17 protein-coding genes are annotated in these 18552 nt (G+C 30.3%); all 17 read right to left on the minus strand.

The window, feature by feature from the left end:
* Positions 1–110: 110 nt before the first annotated feature.
* The gene (locus ATH_RS08495) at positions 111–842 is read right to left on the minus strand and encodes a fumarate reductase iron-sulfur subunit (protein WP_066180965.1); all 732 of its coding nucleotides are present in this window, start codon (positions 840–842) and stop codon (positions 111–113) included.
* The gene (locus ATH_RS08500) at positions 842–2827 is read right to left on the minus strand and encodes a fumarate reductase flavoprotein subunit (protein ID WP_066180962.1); all 1986 of its coding nucleotides are present in this window, start codon (positions 2825–2827) and stop codon (positions 842–844) included. The genes ATH_RS08495 and ATH_RS08500 overlap by 1 nt, the downstream gene beginning before the upstream one ends.
* Positions 2827–3627: a fumarate reductase cytochrome b subunit gene (locus tag ATH_RS08505; protein ID WP_066185834.1), complete on the minus strand. Its 801-nt coding sequence runs from the start codon at positions 3625–3627 to the stop codon at positions 2827–2829. The genes ATH_RS08500 and ATH_RS08505 overlap by 1 nt, the downstream gene beginning before the upstream one ends.
* Positions 3628–3806: 179 nt before the next feature.
* Positions 3807–5324 (minus strand): NADH-quinone oxidoreductase subunit N, encoded by a 1518-nt coding sequence (locus ATH_RS08510; RefSeq protein WP_066180957.1) that lies wholly within the window; start codon positions 5322–5324, stop codon positions 3807–3809.
* Positions 5321–6808, minus strand: a complete 1488-nt coding sequence (locus tag ATH_RS08515) for a complex I subunit 4 family protein (RefSeq protein WP_066185837.1) — start codon at positions 6806–6808, stop codon at positions 5321–5323. The genes ATH_RS08510 and ATH_RS08515 overlap by 4 nt, the downstream gene beginning before the upstream one ends.
* A 1-nt stretch (position 6809) precedes the next feature.
* Positions 6810–8699, minus strand: coding sequence for an NADH-quinone oxidoreductase subunit L (gene nuoL, locus ATH_RS08520; RefSeq protein ID WP_066185840.1), 1890 nt, complete (start codon positions 8697–8699; stop codon positions 6810–6812).
* Positions 8700–9011 (minus strand): NADH-quinone oxidoreductase subunit NuoK, encoded by a 312-nt coding sequence (gene nuoK, locus ATH_RS08525; protein ID WP_066172026.1) that lies wholly within the window; start codon positions 9009–9011, stop codon positions 8700–8702.
* Positions 9012–9014: 3 nt separating this feature from the next.
* The gene (locus tag ATH_RS08530) at positions 9015–9539 is read right to left on the minus strand and encodes an NADH-quinone oxidoreductase subunit J family protein (protein WP_228140836.1); all 525 of its coding nucleotides are present in this window, start codon (positions 9537–9539) and stop codon (positions 9015–9017) included.
* On the minus strand, positions 9536–10036 hold the full coding sequence (locus tag ATH_RS08535) for a NuoI/complex I 23 kDa subunit family protein (RefSeq protein WP_066180946.1): 501 nt from the start codon (positions 10034–10036) through the stop codon (positions 9536–9538). The genes ATH_RS08530 and ATH_RS08535 overlap by 4 nt, the downstream gene beginning before the upstream one ends.
* 1 nt (position 10037) lies before the next feature.
* A complete protein-coding gene (locus ATH_RS08540) occupies positions 10038–11315 on the minus strand; it encodes a complex I subunit 1/NuoH family protein (RefSeq protein ID WP_066180941.1) in 1278 nt (425 codons plus the stop codon).
* The gene (locus ATH_RS08545) at positions 11312–12748 is read right to left on the minus strand and encodes a 2Fe-2S iron-sulfur cluster-binding protein (RefSeq protein ID WP_066180938.1); all 1437 of its coding nucleotides are present in this window, start codon (positions 12746–12748) and stop codon (positions 11312–11314) included. Before ATH_RS08545 ends, ATH_RS08540 begins: the two co-directional genes overlap by 4 nt.
* 20 nt (positions 12749–12768) lie before the next feature.
* Positions 12769–14055: a citrate synthase gene (locus ATH_RS08550; protein WP_066180935.1), complete on the minus strand. Its 1287-nt coding sequence runs from the start codon at positions 14053–14055 to the stop codon at positions 12769–12771.
* Positions 14056–14068: 13 nt separating this feature from the next.
* Entirely contained in the window at positions 14069–15325 is a 1257-nt protein-coding gene (gene nuoF, locus ATH_RS08555; RefSeq protein ID WP_066181782.1) for an NADH-quinone oxidoreductase subunit NuoF, read from the minus strand.
* Positions 15315–15800, minus strand: a complete 486-nt coding sequence (locus tag ATH_RS08560; RefSeq protein WP_066178354.1) for an NADH-quinone oxidoreductase subunit NuoE family protein — start codon at positions 15798–15800, stop codon at positions 15315–15317. The genes nuoF and ATH_RS08560 overlap by 11 nt, the downstream gene beginning before the upstream one ends.
* Positions 15800–17434: an NADH-quinone oxidoreductase subunit D gene (locus ATH_RS08565; protein WP_066185843.1), complete on the minus strand. Its 1635-nt coding sequence runs from the start codon at positions 17432–17434 to the stop codon at positions 15800–15802. Before ATH_RS08565 ends, ATH_RS08560 begins: the two co-directional genes overlap by 1 nt.
* Positions 17427–17942, minus strand: coding sequence for an NADH-quinone oxidoreductase subunit B (locus tag ATH_RS08570; RefSeq protein ID WP_066172042.1), 516 nt, complete (start codon positions 17940–17942; stop codon positions 17427–17429). Before ATH_RS08570 ends, ATH_RS08565 begins: the two co-directional genes overlap by 8 nt.
* A complete protein-coding gene (locus tag ATH_RS08575; RefSeq protein WP_066172044.1) occupies positions 17933–18295 on the minus strand; it encodes an NADH-quinone oxidoreductase subunit A in 363 nt (120 codons plus the stop codon). Before ATH_RS08575 ends, ATH_RS08570 begins: the two co-directional genes overlap by 10 nt.
* Positions 18296–18552: the final 257 nt, after the last annotated feature.

Here is an 18552-nt window from a genome sequence, read left to right on the forward strand (position 1 = left end):
TTTTCTCCAAGTTTTGTGGGGTTTAAATAAAAAAAGTTAAATATCCAAAGATGATATTTAACTTTTTTTACTTTCTTATATATTTATGAGAGAAAAACTCTCATAAATTATTATCTTAGTGCTACTAATTTTCTTCTTAAGTATGCAATTTTTTCTTGTAAAGGTAAATGCTTTGGACAATGGTCTTCACACGCCATTAATGACATACAACCAAATACTCCATCATCATCTCCAATTAATTCATAGAAATCTTCAGCAGTTCTGTTATCATGTGGATCTATTTCAAATCTTGCAACTCTATTTAATCCAACTGGACCAACAAAATTTGGTCTCATTAACATTGTTCCACAAGAAGCAACACAAATACCACACTCAATACATCTGTCCAATTCAAATGTATCATTTGCAACTTTTGGTTCAACTCTCTCTTCCATTTTTGCAATGTTAATCTCTTCATTTGTATGAACCCAAGACTCAACTCTTTTACTCATACTATCCATCCATTTACCAGTATTTACCGATAAATCTTTGATTAGTTCAAAAGCTGGCATTGGCATTAATTGTAGTTTTCCTTTTGGATAGTTTGCTATAAGTGTTCTACAAGCTAATGCTGGTTTTCCATTTACCATCATTCCACAACTTCCACAAATTCCAGCTCTACAAACAAAGTCAAATGATAAATCTGGATCATAAAACTCTCTTATTTGTGTTAATGCAATAAAAAGAGTCATACCTGGTGTTTCTTCTAATTTATAATCAACAAAGTGAGGCTTTGAAACCTTACTTCTTGGATTATATTTTAGAACTGAAATTGTAATTTCTCTACCGTTTTGCGTACTCATTATTTATCTCCCGCTCTTTCATTTTTCTCTTTATAGTTCATTGGTAAATCAAATGGCATTAAAGCATGTTGGATTTCATGTCTATCTTTACCTTCTGTTTCCATTTTTTCTCTAATTTCATCAACTTGTGATTGTCTTATAGCTGAGTTATCATGCTCAATAATCATACCTTTAGCACCATATCCTCTAAATGCTGGAGGCATTTCCATTTTCATAATATCTAATGCTTCATATGTAATAGTTGGTTCAATTGCATCTTTTGATGGCCAAGAAGTAAGAGTTCTATTTAACCAGTTTTTATCATCTCTTAAAAGATAATCTTCTCTATAATGAGCACCTCTTGATTCTGTTCTATCTCTTGCACCTTTAGCAACACAAAGTGCTACTTTTAACATTTTTGGAACTCTATATGCTTCCTCAAGCTCTGGATTTCCACTTTTTTCTTTTGATTTAATATTGATTTGTTTAGTTTTTTGTAGTAGCTCTTTTAACTCTTCAACTGCTTCTTTTAATGGCTCACCACTTCTAAAAATACCAACTTTATCATCCATTAGTTGTTTCATTCTATTTTTGATTTTGAAGATATCTTCATTTCCATTGTAAGATAATAACTCATCCATGTAAGCTTCTTGCTCATCAACAAATTTTTGAACAACAGAAGTTGGAATTGTTACATCATTTTCTAAACAATAATCAGCAAAATAGTTACCAATAATCATACCAGCAACAACTGTTTCAGATACTGAGTTTCCACCTAATCTATTAAATCCGTGCATATCCCAACAAGCAGCTTCACCACAAGCAAATAACCCTGCTAAGTTTTGAGACTCACCAGTTGCTTTTGTTCTGATTCCACCCATTGAGTAGTGTTGCATTGGAAGAACTGGTGCCCATCCTTTTGGACCTTCATCAGCTGGATCAATACCATTAAAAATTTGACAAATTTCTTGAACATCTCTTAAGTTCTTTTCAATATGTTCTCTTCCTAAAATAGAAATATCTAACCAAACGTGGTGACCATATGGTGAAGGTACCCCTTTTCCATTTCTAATATGTTCAATCATTCTTCTTGAAACAACGTCTCTTGAAGCAAGTTCTTTTTTCTCTGGCTCATAATCTGGCATAAATCTATGTCCATCTACATCTCTTAAAATACCACCATCTCCTCTACAACCTTCAGTTAGTAAAATACCTGATGGTACAATTGGTGTTGGGTGAAATTGTACTGCTTCCATATTTCCTAATGTAGCAATTCCAGTTTCAAGTGCAATAGCGGCTCCAATACCTTCACAAATAACAGCATTTGTAGTTTGTTTAAATATTCTTCCATATCCACCAGTAGCAATACATGTACCTTTTGCAACATAAGCTTCAATTTCACCAGTTATTAAATCTCTAACAACTGCTCCATAACATCTTCCAGCTTCGTGAATTAAACTAATTGCTTCTTTTCTATCTCTAATATCAACATCATGTTTTAAAGCTTCATTTGCAACACCAAATAACATTGTATGTCCTGTTGCATCTGCTGTATAACATGTTCTCCACTTTTTAGTACCACCAAAATCTCTTGAAGTGATTAATCCATGTCTATCATCATCTTCAGTTATAGTTGTTTTTTTAGCATTAATAACTGCTTCTCTAGTACCTTTTTCAACTCTTGACCAAGGCACACCCCAAGCTGCAAGTTCTCTAATAGCTTTTGGAGCAGTATGAACGAACATTCTAGCTACTTCTTGGTCACATCCCCAGTCAGAACCTTTTACAGTATCTTCAAAGTGTAAATCTTCATTGTCTCCATCAGACATTTTAGAATTACCTAAACTTGCTTGCATACCACCTTGAGCAGCAGCACTATGTGATCTTTTTACTGGAACCAATGATAAAACTATTGTACTTAAACCTTTTTTTTGTGTAGCAACAGCAGCTCTAAGTCCTGCTAATCCACCACCAACAACTAATGCATCACAGTAAATGATTTTCATTATGCTATTCCTCCAACACTTTTAGTTTTTAATTCATAATTCATAATTTGTGCAGTTGGTTTATATGAACCTCTATCAACACCATTTTTATGATTTTCATACCCTATTTTCATATAAGCCGCAAGTGAAGCGAAACCTAGTACTAGGAAAAATACAGTTAAAGCCCATTTTAATTTTTTTAGTGCTTTTCTAGTAGCTTTTGGATTTTCACCATCAAACCAACCCCATTTTACACATAGTCTATAAAGACCAATTGTTCCGTGAAATTCAACTGCTAATAAAAGTAAAATATATAGTGGCCACATATACTCTTCCCACACTCTTGCACTACTTTCATAAGGTCCGATTTGATCTGGATGCGTCATAATAACATATAAGTGAATTGATGCTAAGAAGAACATAGCAAAACCTGTATATGCTTGTATAAACCAAAGTTTTGTATCATCGTGTTTCATACTTTTTGCATGAGCTTTTATTACTTGGTACTGTTTAAAGTTACCTGGTAATTTTCTCATACCTAAAGCAGCATGAACAATAAAAATTACAAAAATTACAATTGCAACTATCGATACTAAAAGTGGATTTCCACCTTCAAATATAAAACTTCCCTCAAGAAGTTTTGTAACTTGATACATAAACTCTTCTGACACTAAAATAGATGCAACAAGCATCATATGTGCCCACATAAATAAAGCTAAAAATCCTCCAGTAACACTTTGAATAAAATCAAGTTTTGCTGGAAGTCTGCTCTTTCTTCCTTCTACCGTTTTCCCTAAATAACCCTCTATTAGGTCACTCATTTGCTATCCTTTCTTTGAGATTTAGATTTCGTATTATGATATCAAATTATAGGTTTAAAATTTATTTAGTAAACGAAGATTTCGGGTTTTTATGAAGATTTTTGTAAAAAAGTAGCATTTAGTCCAATTAGTGGACTAAATTGCTAAAAAATGGTTTTATTTTGTAACTATATTACTCATTATAAAAATAAAGATTGTACAGCTATTTGTGCAAAATTTATTAGTGTATCAATATTTAATGCTGGAATAAAGAATACAACTGCTGAACCAATTCCACCAACTAAAGTTAATATTGCTACAAATAAAATTGCATATGTAGATACTCTACTATCATTAAATTCTTGTGAAATACACTCTTGTTTTGGCTCATAAAAATACATCATACCTATTAATCTTAAGTAGTAATACATAGATATAATTGTTGCAATAATTGCAACAACTGCAAGTGCTATATATCCAGCTTTTATAGCTTCTGTAAATACATAAACTTTCCCAATAAAACCAATAGTTCCTGGAATTCCAGCTAAAGATAGTAAGAAAATTGTCATCATTGCTGCTAAAAATGGTCTTTGTTTTGCTAAACCTCTAAAATCATCATATGTAACCTTTACATTTGTTTCTGAAATTATATGTGAAGCTAATCCAAATGTTCCAAGTGCAGATAATAAATATGCTATTAAATAAAACATAATTGAGTATGCTGCACCAATATTTAATATTTCACCATCTGCATAACTTAAAGCGATAAATGCTAGAAGTAAATACCCTGTATGAACTATTGAAGAAGCTGCTAGCATTCTTTTTACAATCTCTTGTGTTATTGCTAACCAAGTTCCAAATAGTAAAGTAAGAACTATAACTACTTGTAAAATAGTATCCCAGAAATCAATCAAAGGTGAAATATATTCTAATATTAATCTTAAGAAAAAAGAGAATATTGCAATTTTGAATGTTGAAGCCATATAAGCTGTAACAATCATAGGTGCACCTCTATAAATATCTAATACCCATGATTGGAAAGGAAATGCTGCAATTTTAAATAAGAATGTGAAAAGTATTAAAGTCAATCCTATATATAAAAGTGCTATATTTGATTGATCTGCACCAATAATATATTGATAAATATCAGCCAAATTTGTACTTGCTGTTGTACCATAAACTAAAACCATTCCTAATAAGAAAAAAGCTCCAATAAATGCACCTAAAACTAAATATTTAAATACTGCTTCAACTCTTTTTGAATCATCTCTATTAAATCCAACAAGAATATAAACACTAAATGATGCTATCTCTAAAGCTATAAATGCAGTTATTATCTCATTTGCTTGAGATAAAACCATCATTCCAAATAGTGCAAAAAGAATAATACTAAAAAATTCACCTTTAAAATATTTTCTATATTCAATATAGTGTTCACCAATTAATATTGTAAGTAGTGTTCCTAATATTAATAAAATATTAAAAAAGTTAGAAAAAGTATCAAATGTTAAAACATTATTTAAAAAACCTTCATAAGGTTGAACTGAATAAAGTGTATTTACATTAAACAGTGCAAAAGCTAAAGCTAAAACTAAAAAAAGTGAAGAAACAAAAATATGACTCTTAATAGAGATTCTTTCACTCATGCTCATAAATAAAAGGGTAATAGCCCCAAATAAAACTAAAAGAGTAGGAATTGTATAAATAAATTGACTCATTTTGTTGCTCCAATTTGTAAAATATCTTCTAAATAGTGTGTAACTGTTGGTTCAAATTTATCTATAAAAACTTCTGGATAAAATCCCATAACAAAAACTAAAACTACCCATGGAATAAGTCCAATAATCTCTTTAATTTTTAAATCTCTCATTTTTAATTCAACAGAACCTTCTGGTCTATCTTGTAAAATAGCTCTTTGAAACATCCATAACATATATGAAGCTCCAATAATAACTGATAATGCAGCTATAATTCCTAAATAAATATTAAAATTAAATACTCCAAAAATTATTAATAATTCAGATACAAAACCATTTGTTCCAGGTAGTCCAACATTTGCAAAAAGCATAACAGCAAATACAAATGTAAAGATAGGTGCTTTTTTAGCTATTCCACCTAAATCTTTAATTGTTTTAAATCCTGTTTGTTCTTGTAAAACTCCAACAAGTAAGAATAGTGCTCCAGTTGCTATAGCATGAGCTATTATTAAGTACAAGGCTCCGTTTATTCCATAAGAATTTAAAGAGAAAATACCAGCAGCAATGAAACTCAAGTGTGAAGCTGACGAATAAGCAAACATTCTTTTAATATCATCTTGCATAAGTGCAGCAATACCAAAATAAACTAATCCAAATAATCCAAGCATTACAAAATATGTTGAATACTCAACATAAACATCAGGAAATAATGGAATTAAAAATCTAATTACTGCATAAACTCCAAGTTTTGCCATTATTGATGATAGTAAAAATACTGCTCCTGTTGGTGCATTTTTATATGTTGACATAATCCATGTATGAAGTGGGAATAATGGAATTTTAATTGCAAATGCAGCAAGAAATGCTAAAAACAACCAAACCCTTGTACTATTATCTAGCTCTTTAACCATCATTAAATTATCATAAGCAAAAGACCAAACACCAAACTCATTATGATAAGCCACTGCTAAAAAGATTATTGCAACAAGCATTAAAAGTGAACCAGCCATTGTATAAACTGTAACTTTTAAAGTTGTAAATATTTTATCTCCAAAACCATATTGTCCTATCATTAGGAATACTGGTAAAAGCATAACTTCCCAAAAGAAATAAAATAATATTACATCTAAAGATAGTAAAGCTCCTGTAACACCACTTTGAACAAGAAGCATATTTATCCAATAACCTTTTGTTTTCCCTTCCCATAAAAGTAAATAAGCTGTTGGTATTAAAATTGCAATCATCATAAGAATTGTCAATGAAAAACCATCTAAACCAATATAGTAATTTATTCCATAAGTTTCTATCCAAGCAACATTTGTAACATATTGCATACCTGCACTTGGTTCAAAATCTATGTAAATTTTTAAAACAAGTGCTAAAATAACAGTTGTTGTAAGAAATGCAATATTTCTAATAGTATTTACATCTCTTGTTGTAATTAGTAGTCCAATTGCTACAACAGCTGGTAAAAATATAATAAATGAAAGAATATCTGCACTCATTTTACAACCCTAATTCTAAATATAAATATACAAAAACAAATGTCATACCAAGAAGCATAAATGCTGCATAATATCTTACATTTGCATTTTGTATTAAAGCTACTTTTCTTCCAATAGCCACAAATCCAACTGAACATTTCATAATAAATGCATCTATGATTTTTGTATCTAATACTTTATCTATAAACACAGATAATGCTTTTGATGTTTTTACAAAAACTAAATCATATAGTTCATCAATATAAAGTTTTCTTCCTATAAAACCTGTTTCTAACTCTGGTTTTTCTAAATCATATTTAGCATATTTTTTATATGCAATAAAAATACCAATAGCAGCAACTACAACTGAAAGTATCATTAAAATATACTCTGTACTATGTGTTAAAGTTATTGTTTTTGAATTTAATTGCCCTAACCAAGTATCAACTAAATGATTACCACCAAAAACTGCTGGAAAGTTTAAAAAACCTGCTCCAATAGCTCCAATAGCTAAAACCACCAATGGAAAAGTAATAGTCTTACTTGTATATACATACTCTTTTTTATCACTTTTATTTGGTGTTACAAACACAATAAAATATAATCTAAACATATAAAATGCTGTTAAAAATGCAGTGAACATAGCTATACCATAGATTAAATAATGTTCTTCTTGAAATGCAGCTGCTAAAATTACATCTTTTGAAAAGAATCCAGAAAATGGTGGAATCCCTGATATCGCTATAACTCCTATTAAAAATGTTGCAGAAATTATTGGAAGATTTGCTCTATGCTTTGCAATATTAAAAATATTTTGTTCATGATGAAGTGCAATTATAACCCCACCTGCTCCCATAAACAACATTGCTTTAAAAAAAGCATGTGTAAATACATGGAAAAGTCCACTTGCATAAAAACCTAAACCAACAGCTATAAACATATATCCTAATTGACTCATTGTTGAATAAGCAAGTATCTTTTTAATATCTGTCTGTCTTGTTGCTATAATAGCTGCAAGAAGTGCTGAAAACGCTCCTATATAAGCTATAAATAATCCGATTTCTTCAATTCCCACATATAAAAAGTGAAATCTTGAAACCATATAAACCCCTGCTGTAACCATAGTTGCTGCATGAATTAATGCTGAAATTGGTGTTGGTCCTGCCATTGCATCTGGAAGCCAAGTATAAAGTGGAATCTGAGCTGATTTTCCCATTGCCCCTACAAAAAGTAAGATTCCTGCTAAAATCAACCATCCATTTGTAGTATTTCCTAAATTTGCTTCAATAGATGAAAAAGAAAGATCAACTTGACCTAAAGCGAAAAATAGTGTTGCAACTCCAAGTAAGAATCCAAAATCTCCAACTCTATTTACTATAAAAGCTTTATTTGCAGCAACAACATTCTCTTTTTGTCCATAATAGAATTTAATTAAAAGATATGAACAAACTCCAACACCTTCCCATCCAATAAACATAATAACTGGGTTATCTGCTAAAACAAGAATTAACATTGAAGCTAAGAAAAGGTTAAAATATGCAAAGAATTTACCAAAACCTGCATCACCTCTCATATATCCAACTGCATAAATATGAATTAACCATCCAACAAAAGTAACAAACATTGACATAAAAATCGATAATTTATCACCTAAAAATGCCATCTCTATATTTAAATTTGCAACATTTAACCAAGTAAATAAAGATTGTTTTAAAACTACATCTTCACTATTGATTTGTAAAAAAACTAAAAGTGTAAAAACAAATGCTATAAAAGGAGTTATTGTTCCTATAAGAGCAAAATAGATTTCAGATACTTTTTGCTTTTTAATATTATAAAAATATAAAGCTGTATTTAATAAAGCACCAAAAAGTGGCGCTAATATTATCCAAACTAATAAATTTGTACTCATCTATTTTTCTCCTTGTGATAGAGATGTAAATATATCTGTATCTAAAGATTTTTTAGATCTAAATAACAAAATTACTATTGATAGAAACACAGCTGCTTCAGCTGCCGCAATTGAAATAACCATAATTGATATAACTTGAGGATCAAGATTAAAATGGTATCTAGCAAATGTAACTAAAAATAAATTAACACCATTTAACATAAGTTCAATTGACATATATATTACAAAAATATTTCTTCTTGCAATTACTCCTATTGCTCCAATAGAGAATAAAATCATTGCAACAAAGGCATAAGAAGTTAATGTTATCATCTATTAATCCTCCTCATTTGTAATTTTTGTTTCTCTTCTTTTTGCAAGAACCACTGAACCAATAAGTGCAATTAAAAGTAATACTGAAATTAATTCAAACGCTACAATCCACTCTTCATAAAGTTTAATTCCTACTATTTTAATAGTTCCAAAATCACTCTCAACTGGACTTAAATCTTTACTTGGAAGATTTGAAACTGCTTTTAATACCAAAATATTTAGTGGTATCATAATGATTGCACCAAATCCTATAAAAATATATTTTTTTGGTTCTTGTGGTAAATCTTCTTCCTTAATATTTAAAAACATCAAAATAAATAGTATTAAGGCCATAATAGCACCAGCATAAACTATAATTTGAACCATAAATAGTAAAGTTGCATTTAATAAAGCAAACATTCCTGCAACACTAAGCATTGTAATTAAAAGTCCTAATGCACTAAACATAGGACTTCTGTATAGAAGCATAGCAAGTGCCCCTGTTATTGCGAAAAATGATAAGGCAATAAAAATAATATCTGCTATCATTCAAAATCCTTTGATCTCTTATTATTCATAAGAGCTTTTTTATCTAATACAAAATCTTCTCTTTTTGAAGCTGTAAATGAAAAGATTCCTGTATCCATTCTAATTGCATCACATGGACAAGCCTCTACACAATATCCACAGAAAACACATTCTAAAAGATCTATTTTAAACTCTTTAGGTCTTTTTTCATCAACACCATCAAATCTCTCTTCAGCTTCAATAAAGATACATTCAGCAGGACAAGCAGTTGCACACATAAAACATGCAACACACTTTTCACTTCCATCTTCATGAGTTGTTAATCTATGCACACCTCTATATCTATCTGTTATATCTGTTGGTTGAACTTCTGGATACTGCATAGTATTTACACTATCTACATTTCTTAAATTTTTTACAAAGTGTTTAAATGTAGTTTTCATTCCTCCTGCTATTGCAGGAAGATACAATTTCTCTTTAAATGTTTTTCCATATCTTGGTACTACTTTTATTGACATCTTAATTTCCTACTAAAACAACAAATGTTGCTGTGATTACAATGTTTAGTAAAGCTAGTGGAATAAGTACTTTCCATCCTAGCATTTGAAGTTGGTCATATCTAATTCTTAGAACTGTCCATCTAACCCACATATAAACAAAAGCCATCATAAAGAACTTAACCATAAAAGTTCCAACTTGAATAACCGCTGTTGCTATATTTACTCCATTTGTCCCTAAACCATTTACTAAAAATGATATTAGTAAAGCCATTACAGCTAAACATAATGTCCAGAAAACAAATGTTAATATTTTTGTCTCTTTTTCTCTACTTATATCTTCACCAACTCTTTTATTATTTCTTTTCATCCATCTTGTAAAAATAAAAATTTGAATTGGAAGTAAAATAATAATTGCAAGAATTACATAATCTATATTTGCTTTTATAGCTGCTGTATCCATCCAAGGAATTTGATATCCACCAAATAAAAGTGTTACAATCAATGCACTAGAAGCACTCATCGCTGCATATTCACCAACTTGGAAAAGTCCAAATTTCATTGCACTATATTCTGTATGATATCCTGCAACAATCTCACTTTCACCTTCAGCTAAATCAAATGGTGCTCTATTTGTTTCTGCAAAAGAACAAACTATAAATATAATAGCAGCTATTGGTTGAATAAATATTCCCCACATTGGAATAACACCTAAATATGTACCTGTTTGTGCATTTACGATATCTGTAAGATGAATTGTTCCATAAGAGATAATTAAAGATATTAAAGATAATCCCATAGCAGCTTCATAAGATATAACTTGTGCAGAAGCCCTAATTGAACCTAAAAGTCCATATTTATTTCCAGATGAATAACCACCAAGAATAATTCCATAAACGCTAAGTCCTGCAAATGCTAAAAACCACATAACTCCAAGTTCTGTTGGAATAGCTTGCATTGTATGTGCTTTTCCATCATAAACTAGTACATCTGCATATGGAATAACAGCAAAAGTTAAAAATGATGCAAGAAAAACAATTGCAGGTGCAACTACGAAAAAGAATTTGTGTCTTATATGTGAAGGAGTAAAATCCTCTTTAAATATAAGTTTTAACATATCAGCAACAGCTTGAATCAATCCACCTAATCTAAATACACCAATATGACATCTATTTGGTCCACTTCTATCTTGTATAAATCCTGCAATTCTTCTCTCCCACCAAACCCATAAAGGAGTAAGTCCAACTGCAAGAACAACAGCTAATAGAATATTTACAATAATTATAATTGCATCACTCATATGTTTCCTTTTTCAATCATAGTTTTAATATCTTCAATTATTGTTGTAATTGTTGGCATTGGACTATTTTTATCCATTTTAGAAACAACTTTCTGTCTTATTCCATCACAATTTATATAAGTTCCACTTTTCTCATAAAATGATGCTAAAGGAACAACAATATTTGAACTAGCAACTAACATACAGTTGTGTGTTAGAAGTGATATTGTTTTTTTACTTTCAAGTAATTCCAAATTGTTTTCAAAATAGCTATTATTTACAATAATTACAAGATCTGCTTTTTCTAAAGATTCTTTGAAAAACACTTCATCTTCATTTATAGACAACTCTTTAAATGATGCTCTATTTGCACTTCTATCAGCTTTTTTCAACCAATCATCAGCAAAAGTTTCATCAATAGTATTTGGAGAATATCCACTTAATTTTATATTTAATTTCTCACTTAAAGCTTTTGTATTTGCCATCTCTTCATAAGAAAGATTTGGATCTAAAAGCATAAGAATGTTTTGTTTTGTTGAAAGTTCTTTAAAGATATTAATAATAGCATTTGATATAGTTGTTTCACTTTTATTAATTAATGCAACTTCTAATCTGTTTTCTTGTTCTTTGCTATAAGAAATTCTTCCTTCATCACACATAAACCAACCATTTACAGATTTATTTGTTCTTGGTCTAAATCTATAAATAATATCATCTTTATATTTCTCTTTTCTATGATCAACATTTATATTACATGCTTTTGAACAACCATTACAAATAGCTTCAAAACTTTGTAAAAACCAAACTCTTTGTTTAAATCTAAAATCTTTACTCGTCAATGCTCCAACAGGACATAAATCAACAACATTCATTGCATATGGATTATCAAGTGGTTTTCCAGGAAATGTTCCAATAACTGAATGATCTGTTCTACTAATTACGCCTAATTCACCAGTTTTCGTAATATCTTTACAAAATCTTACACATCTTAAGCATAATACACATCTTTCCTGATCTAGCATTACATTTGAGCCTAAATCAACTCTTTTATTTGCTAAGTTTTTATAGCTAGGATTCACTCTTGAAGCATAAAAACCTGATTCCATATAATAATCTTGTAATTTACACTCTCCAGCTTGATCACATGTAGGACAATCTATTGGGTGATTAATAAGTTCTAGTTCTAAAATATCTTTTCGAACTTTCTCTATTTTTGCACCTTTTGTTTTTATTATCATACCATCTTTAATTGGTGTATCACAGGCAATTTGAGGTCTTTTTTGACCTTCAATTTCAACCATACACATCCTACAATTTCCATCTTTTCCCAACGCCTGATGATAACAAAAGTGAGGGATATGGATTTTTTCATCCAATAATTTATCAATTAACAAGCTACCTTTTGTAGCTTGAAATTGAATACCATTAATTGTTATACTAACTTGTTCAGCCATAAATTCATATCCCCTTATTATTATTTACCAGTATATAATTGTCTTGGTCTTGCTATTTTATGTTTTGGATCTCTTCTTAATTCAGCCCATTGAGCAATCCAACCTGGAGTTCTTCCAATAACAAAAATAGGTGTAAACATCTCTACTGGAATTTTAAGAGCTGTTAAAATAACTCCTGAATAGAAATCAATATTTGGATAAAGTCCTCTATCTTGGAAATAGCTATCACTTAATGCTACTCTTTCAACTTCTGTTGCAATATCAATTAATTTTGAATCAAGATTTAACTTATCTCTTAATTGAGCTTGTAAATCTCTTAGTGTTTCAGCTCTAGGATCTCTATTTTTATAAACTCTGTGTCCGAATCCCATTAATCTAAAAGGATCATTTTTATCTTTTGCTTTTGCTATAAAGCTTGGAACATTTTTAACATCACCTATCATTCTTAATTGATCCATAACTTTTTCATTTGCCCCACCATGAGCTGCTCCCCAAAGTGCAGAAATTCCAGATGCAATTGCTACATATGGGTGAGCTTCTGTTGAACCAACATTTCTTACAGTTGTAGTAGAAGCATTTTGTTCATGATCAGCATGTAGTGTTAAAATTGCATCAAGAGCATCAACTTCAATTTGTGTAATCTCTTGATTTTTACCATTTCCTATATATTTCATTTTTCCACCTGGATATGCTCTTAACATATATAGGAAGTTTTCTGTGAAATATCTATTTACATCTGGATAAATTAGTGGTGTACCAATTGAGTTTCTGTAAGCCATTGCTGCAATTGTTGGCATTTTTGCCATAATTCTATTTTGCATTGTTTTATATTCATCTTCATCTTCTAAATGTAAATGGTCTTTATAAAATGCTGATAATGCCATTGTTGAAGCTGCCATTGTTGCCATTGGATGTGCTCTATCTGGTAAAGCATCGAATAATCTAATAATACCTTCATCAACAAATGATCTATGTCTAATCTCTAAATCTAAATTTTTTGATTCAGTTTCTGTTGGTAATCTTCCATTCATAAGTAGGTATGAAACATCTAAAAAAGAGTGTTTTCCAGCTAAATCAGCTATATCTATACCTCTATATCTTAATTCAGAGTTTTCTCCATCAATAAATGTAATTTTCGATTCACAAGCAGCTGTTGAAGTATATCCAGGATCAAATGTAAACATTCCTGAATCTTTATAAAATGTTGAAATATCAACAACACTTGGTCCTCTTGTACCATCAATTATATTATATTCGTAGCTTTTACCATTTCTATTATCTGTTAAAGTCATTGTATTTTTTGCCATATTAATACTCCTTTTATTTATTATTTTTTATATAAGCGTCAAATTCGCTTCTAAATTTTTGAACTATACTTGCAATAATATCTTTAACCGCAGGTGCAAAAACACAAACCGTTTTTCCATTCATTGTTTCGCATACATCAAGTATTGTTTGTAGATCATTTGAAGTTCCACAACCTTCTAAGATATCTTTAATTATCTTATCAATCCATCCACACCCTTCTCTACAAGGTGTACATTGTCCACAAGATTCGTGGTGGTAAAATTCAATGATGTTTTTGGCAACATCAACCATACAAGCGTCTTCATCAATTACAATCATACCTCCTGTACCTAAAGTTGAACCTATATCCCACATTGATTCATAGTCCAAAACAGCTTTTTGTACTTCATCAGCTGTTAAAATAGGACATGATGTTCCACCTGGAATTATTGCTTTTAGTTTTTTACCATCAAGCATTCCTCCACCAAGAACATTTAAAAAATCAATCATTTTATTTCCATATTCCATCTCATAAACACCTGGATTTTTAACTGGTCCTGAGATTGCAAAAAGCATAGTTCCTGGTGATTTTTCTGTACCATATTTTGTATAACCTTCTGCTCCATTTTCTACTATATTTGGAACTGAAGATATTGTTTCAACATTATTTACAGTTGCTGGATCTCCATAAAACCACTCACACTCTTTTCCATGTGGTTTTAATCTTGGATGTCCTCTTTTACCTTCAAGTGATTCAATAAGTGCAGACTTCTCTCCACAAATATATGCACCTCCTCCTCTATGAACAGTGATATCAACTTTAAAATCATATTTATCCATGATTTTATCACCAATTATTTTTGCTTTATATGCTTCTTGTATTGCTTCATTTAATCTATCTATAAAGAATTTATATTCACCTCTTATATAAATATAAGCATGATTTGCTTGTATAGCCCAACAAGAACAGATAATTCCTTCTATTAAAAGATGTGGATCATATTGAAATATTTGCCTATCTTTAAAAGTTCCTGGTTCACTTTCATCACCATTTACTATTAAAAATCTTGCTCTTTCATCAACAGCTGGCATAAGTTCCCATTTTGGTCCACAAGCTGCTCCTCCACCACCTTTTCCTCTAAGTCCCGATGCAGTAACTTCAGCAGTAACTTCTTCAGGTTTCATAGTAAAAAGTTTATCTATTGATGAGTATCTTCCATTTGCAAGAGCAACTTCTAATTTATGAGAATTTGGAATTTCAAAATTTTTACTTACTATTCTAGTTACCATTTTTACACTCCCAAATAATTTTTTCAAGCTTATCTTTATTTAATTTTCCATGATAAACATTATTTAAAGCTATCATAGGAGCATCTCCACATGCACCTTGGCACTCTACTTCACTAAAAGTAAACATTCCATCTTTACTCGTTTGCCCTGGTTCTAACCCTAAAGTATCTTTTATAAATGCTTTAAGCTCTCTTGCTCCCATAAGCATACATGAAACTGTTTTACATAGTTCAATATGATATTTACCTTTTGGTTGAAGATTAAACATAGTATAAAAAGTAGCTACCTCATAAACTTGCATAGGGCTTTTTTCTACCTTTTGTGCTACATAAACCATAGCTTCTGGACTTACCCAACCTTCTTGTTCTTGAACAAGCCATAAAGCAGGTAACATACAAGAGTCAATTTTAGGATATCTTGAAGCATACTCTTGAAACTTTGCTTCATTTTCTGGTGTATATTTAAAACTACTCATTATCTATCAAACTCCCCAGCAATAAAATTCATACTAGCCATTGTAATAACAGCATCAGCGAGCATTGTATTTTCTACAATTTTTGAGTAAGAAGCTAAAGAGTAAAAACATGGTGGTCTACATTTTACTTTGTATGGTCTTCCACTTCCATCACTTACAATAAAGAATCCTAATTCACCATTAGCTGCTTCTGAATAACTATAATACTCACCTTTTGGAACAAGAATTCCCTCAAATGTTAATTTGAATTGATTCATTAAACCTTCAATATTCCCATAAACATCTTTCTTAAGTGGTAACATTGCATTTGGTGCATAAATATTAATAGCTCCATCTGGAAGGTTTTTCATAGCTTGTCTAATAATTCTGATTGATTGATGCATCTCTTCAAATCTACACATCATTCTGTCATAAACATCTCCATGACTTCCTACAACTACATCAAATTCATAATTGTCATAACCATAATATGGTTTATCTTTTCTTAGATCTTGTGCAACACCACTTGCTCTTAAGTTTGGTCCTGTAATACCATTTGCTATTGCAAAATCAGCTTTTATAATTCCAACATCTTGTGTTCTATCTAAAAAAAGTTTATTGTGTGCAATCAAAGAAAGAGCATCTGAAACACCTTTTTCAACAGATTTCAAAACATACTCTAAATCTTTATCAAATCCATCATACAAATCAAACTCTAATCCACCAATTCTTGTATAAGAGTTTGTAAGTCTAGCTCCTGTTAATTTTGATAATAATTCATAAGCATCATCTCTTGGAGTAAATAAGTACCAAAGATTTGTAAGTCCACCCATATCAACCATATTTGCAGCATTACATACAAGGTGATCAATTATCCTACTTAATTCTCCAAGAATTACTCTAATAGCTTTTGTTCTTGAAGTTATCTCTATATTTAACATCTCTTCAATTGCTTTTGACCAACCAATATTATTTAAAATAGCACTACAATAATTTAATCTATCAGTATATGGAATAACTTGTGAATAAGTATGGTGTTCACAGGCTTTTTCAAAACCTCTATGCAAATAACCAATTTCAGTAACACAGGCACTAATAGTTTCACCTTCCATAGCCATGAAGTTTCTAATAGTTCCATGAGTTGCTGGATGAGAAGGTCCAACATTTAAAAGCATTAAATCTTCAATCTCTTCTTCTTTATAGCCTTTAGATTTCAATAAAGGAAGCATCTCGTCCATCAAATCATCAGTTTGAGTAGAGATTTGTCCTTTTAAAATATTATAATCTTTTCTTAAAGGATGACCAACAAACTCTTGATGATTTAAAACTCTTTTTAAATTTGGATGATTTTTAAATTTTATTCCATATTGATCAAAAGTCTCTCTTTCTCCCCAATTTGCAGATGCAAAAACATCATGTAAAGAGTCTACTTCTAAGCTATTATCATCTACAAAAGCTTTTACTGTAATCTCTTTTTTGAAATCACTACTTCTTAAAATATAAATAATAGCAAATCTACTGTCAGTTAGATCAGGAAATTTAAGATAATCAACGGCTGTAACATCTAAAAGAATTGTATAATCTTCTTTATTTTTAAGATCTAGAATTGTTGTTCTTATATCTTTTGCTTCAATTAACATATCACACTTAAGCATCTAAGAATCCTTTATAATCTTTTACTCTATCTTTTATAATAGACTCATCTTTTACTTTATCTTGAATTCTCATAATAGCATCAAGTACCGCTTCAGGTCTTGGTGGACAACCAGCAATATATTCATCAACAGGAATAATTTCATCTATTCCTTGAACTGTTGCATAGTTATCATAAAAACCACCACTTGAAGCACATGCACCCATAGCAATAACCCATTTAGGTTCACACATTTGCTCATATATTTTTTTTAAAATTGGAGCTTGTTTATAAGATATTGTTCCAGCAACAATTAGCAAATCTGATTGTCTAGGAGAGAATCTAATAACCTCAGCACCAAATCTTGAAACATCATATTTTCCAGCTGCAACTGCCATAAATTCAATTCCACAACAGGCTGTTCCAAATGCCATAGGCCATAATGAATATGACCTTCCCCAATTAATTGCCGTATCTAATTTTGTAGTTAGGATACTATCACCTAAACTTGATTCAACTCCTAATCCCATGATAAAGCCTTTTTCTTATAGATATAAATTAAACCAATAAAAAGTAATCCCATAAAAATAAACATTTTTATTAATCCTGCATAACCTAATTCTACAACATTCACTGCCCAAGGAAACATAAATATTACCTCAACATCAAAAAGTAAAAATGATATAGCAACTAGATAGAATTTTATAGAAAACCTTATATTTGCAGTTCCAACTGGGTTTGTAATCCCACTTTCATAAACATTATTTTTAATAGCTGAATTTTTATTTTGAGGTCCAATAAACTTCGTAAGTAGAAAAACCCCCGCTAGGATAAACCCTATCGCAACAAAAATCACAGAAGCTAAGACTATTTCAGCTGACATCTTCTTTCCTAGTTTTAAAAATTTAAATTAGTTTTGATTGTACACAAATTTTTAAAACTAAACAAATTTTTAGATAAGTTTTATAAAAAAATAAATAATAGTGTGTAATTTGGTATATTTTTTATATATTTTTACAATTACTTTCATTCATAAATTCCATATCTATGGACTTCTACAAATTAGTGTGAAGATATGTAATACTATTTTTCTTTGCTACAAAAAGAAACACTAATATTTATTAGTTATATTAAAAGAGG

Source organism: Aliarcobacter thereius LMG 24486 (assembly GCF_004214815.1).
Lineage (GTDB): Bacteria > Campylobacterota > Campylobacteria > Campylobacterales > Arcobacteraceae > Aliarcobacter > Aliarcobacter thereius.

Bases quoted from the DNA above. Each gene is read 5' to 3' on its own strand.
- ATH_RS08570 (WP_066172042.1), bottom strand. From the start codon at position 17,942: ATGGGATTAGGAGTTGAATCAAGTTTAGGTGATAGTATCCTAACTACA.
- ATH_RS08495 (WP_066180965.1), bottom strand. From the start codon at position 842: ATGAGTACGCAAAACGGTAGAGAAATTACAATTTCAGTTCTAAAATAT.
- ATH_RS08545 (WP_066180938.1), bottom strand. From the start codon at position 12,748: ATGGCTGAACAAGTTAGTATAACAATTAATGGTATTCAATTTCAAGCT.
- ATH_RS08535 (WP_066180946.1), bottom strand. From the start codon at position 10,036: ATGTCAATAAAAGTAGTACCAAGATATGGAAAAACATTTAAAGAGAAA.
- ATH_RS08515 (WP_066185837.1), bottom strand. From the start codon at position 6,808: ATGAGTGCAGATATTCTTTCATTTATTATATTTTTACCAGCTGTTGTA.
- ATH_RS08565 (WP_066185843.1), bottom strand. From the start codon at position 17,434: ATGCTTAAGTGTGATATGTTAATTGAAGCAAAAGATATAAGAACAACA.
- ATH_RS08500 (WP_066180962.1), bottom strand. From the start codon at position 2,827: ATGAAAATCATTTACTGTGATGCATTAGTTGTTGGTGGTGGATTAGCA.
- ATH_RS08575 (WP_066172044.1), bottom strand. From the start codon at position 18,295: ATGTCAGCTGAAATAGTCTTAGCTTCTGTGATTTTTGTTGCGATAGGG.
- ATH_RS08540 (WP_066180941.1), bottom strand. From the start codon at position 11,315: ATGAGTGATGCAATTATAATTATTGTAAATATTCTATTAGCTGTTGTT.
- nuoF (WP_066181782.1), bottom strand. From the start codon at position 15,325: ATGGTAACTAGAATAGTAAGTAAAAATTTTGAAATTCCAAATTCTCAT.
- ATH_RS08530 (WP_228140836.1), bottom strand. From the start codon at position 9,539: ATGATAGCAGATATTATTTTTATTGCCTTATCATTTTTCGCAATAACA.
- nuoK (WP_066172026.1), bottom strand. From the start codon at position 9,011: ATGATAACATTAACTTCTTATGCCTTTGTTGCAATGATTTTATTCTCT.
- ATH_RS08560 (WP_066178354.1), bottom strand. From the start codon at position 15,800: ATGAGTAGTTTTAAATATACACCAGAAAATGAAGCAAAGTTTCAAGAG.
- nuoL (WP_066185840.1), bottom strand. From the start codon at position 8,699: ATGAGTACAAATTTATTAGTTTGGATAATATTAGCGCCACTTTTTGGT.
- ATH_RS08510 (WP_066180957.1), bottom strand. From the start codon at position 5,324: ATGAGTCAATTTATTTATACAATTCCTACTCTTTTAGTTTTATTTGGG.
- ATH_RS08550 (WP_066180935.1), bottom strand. From the start codon at position 14,055: ATGGCAAAAAATACAATGACTTTAACAGATAATAGAAATGGTAAAAGC.
- ATH_RS08505 (WP_066185834.1), bottom strand. From the start codon at position 3,627: ATGAGTGACCTAATAGAGGGTTATTTAGGGAAAACGGTAGAAGGAAGA.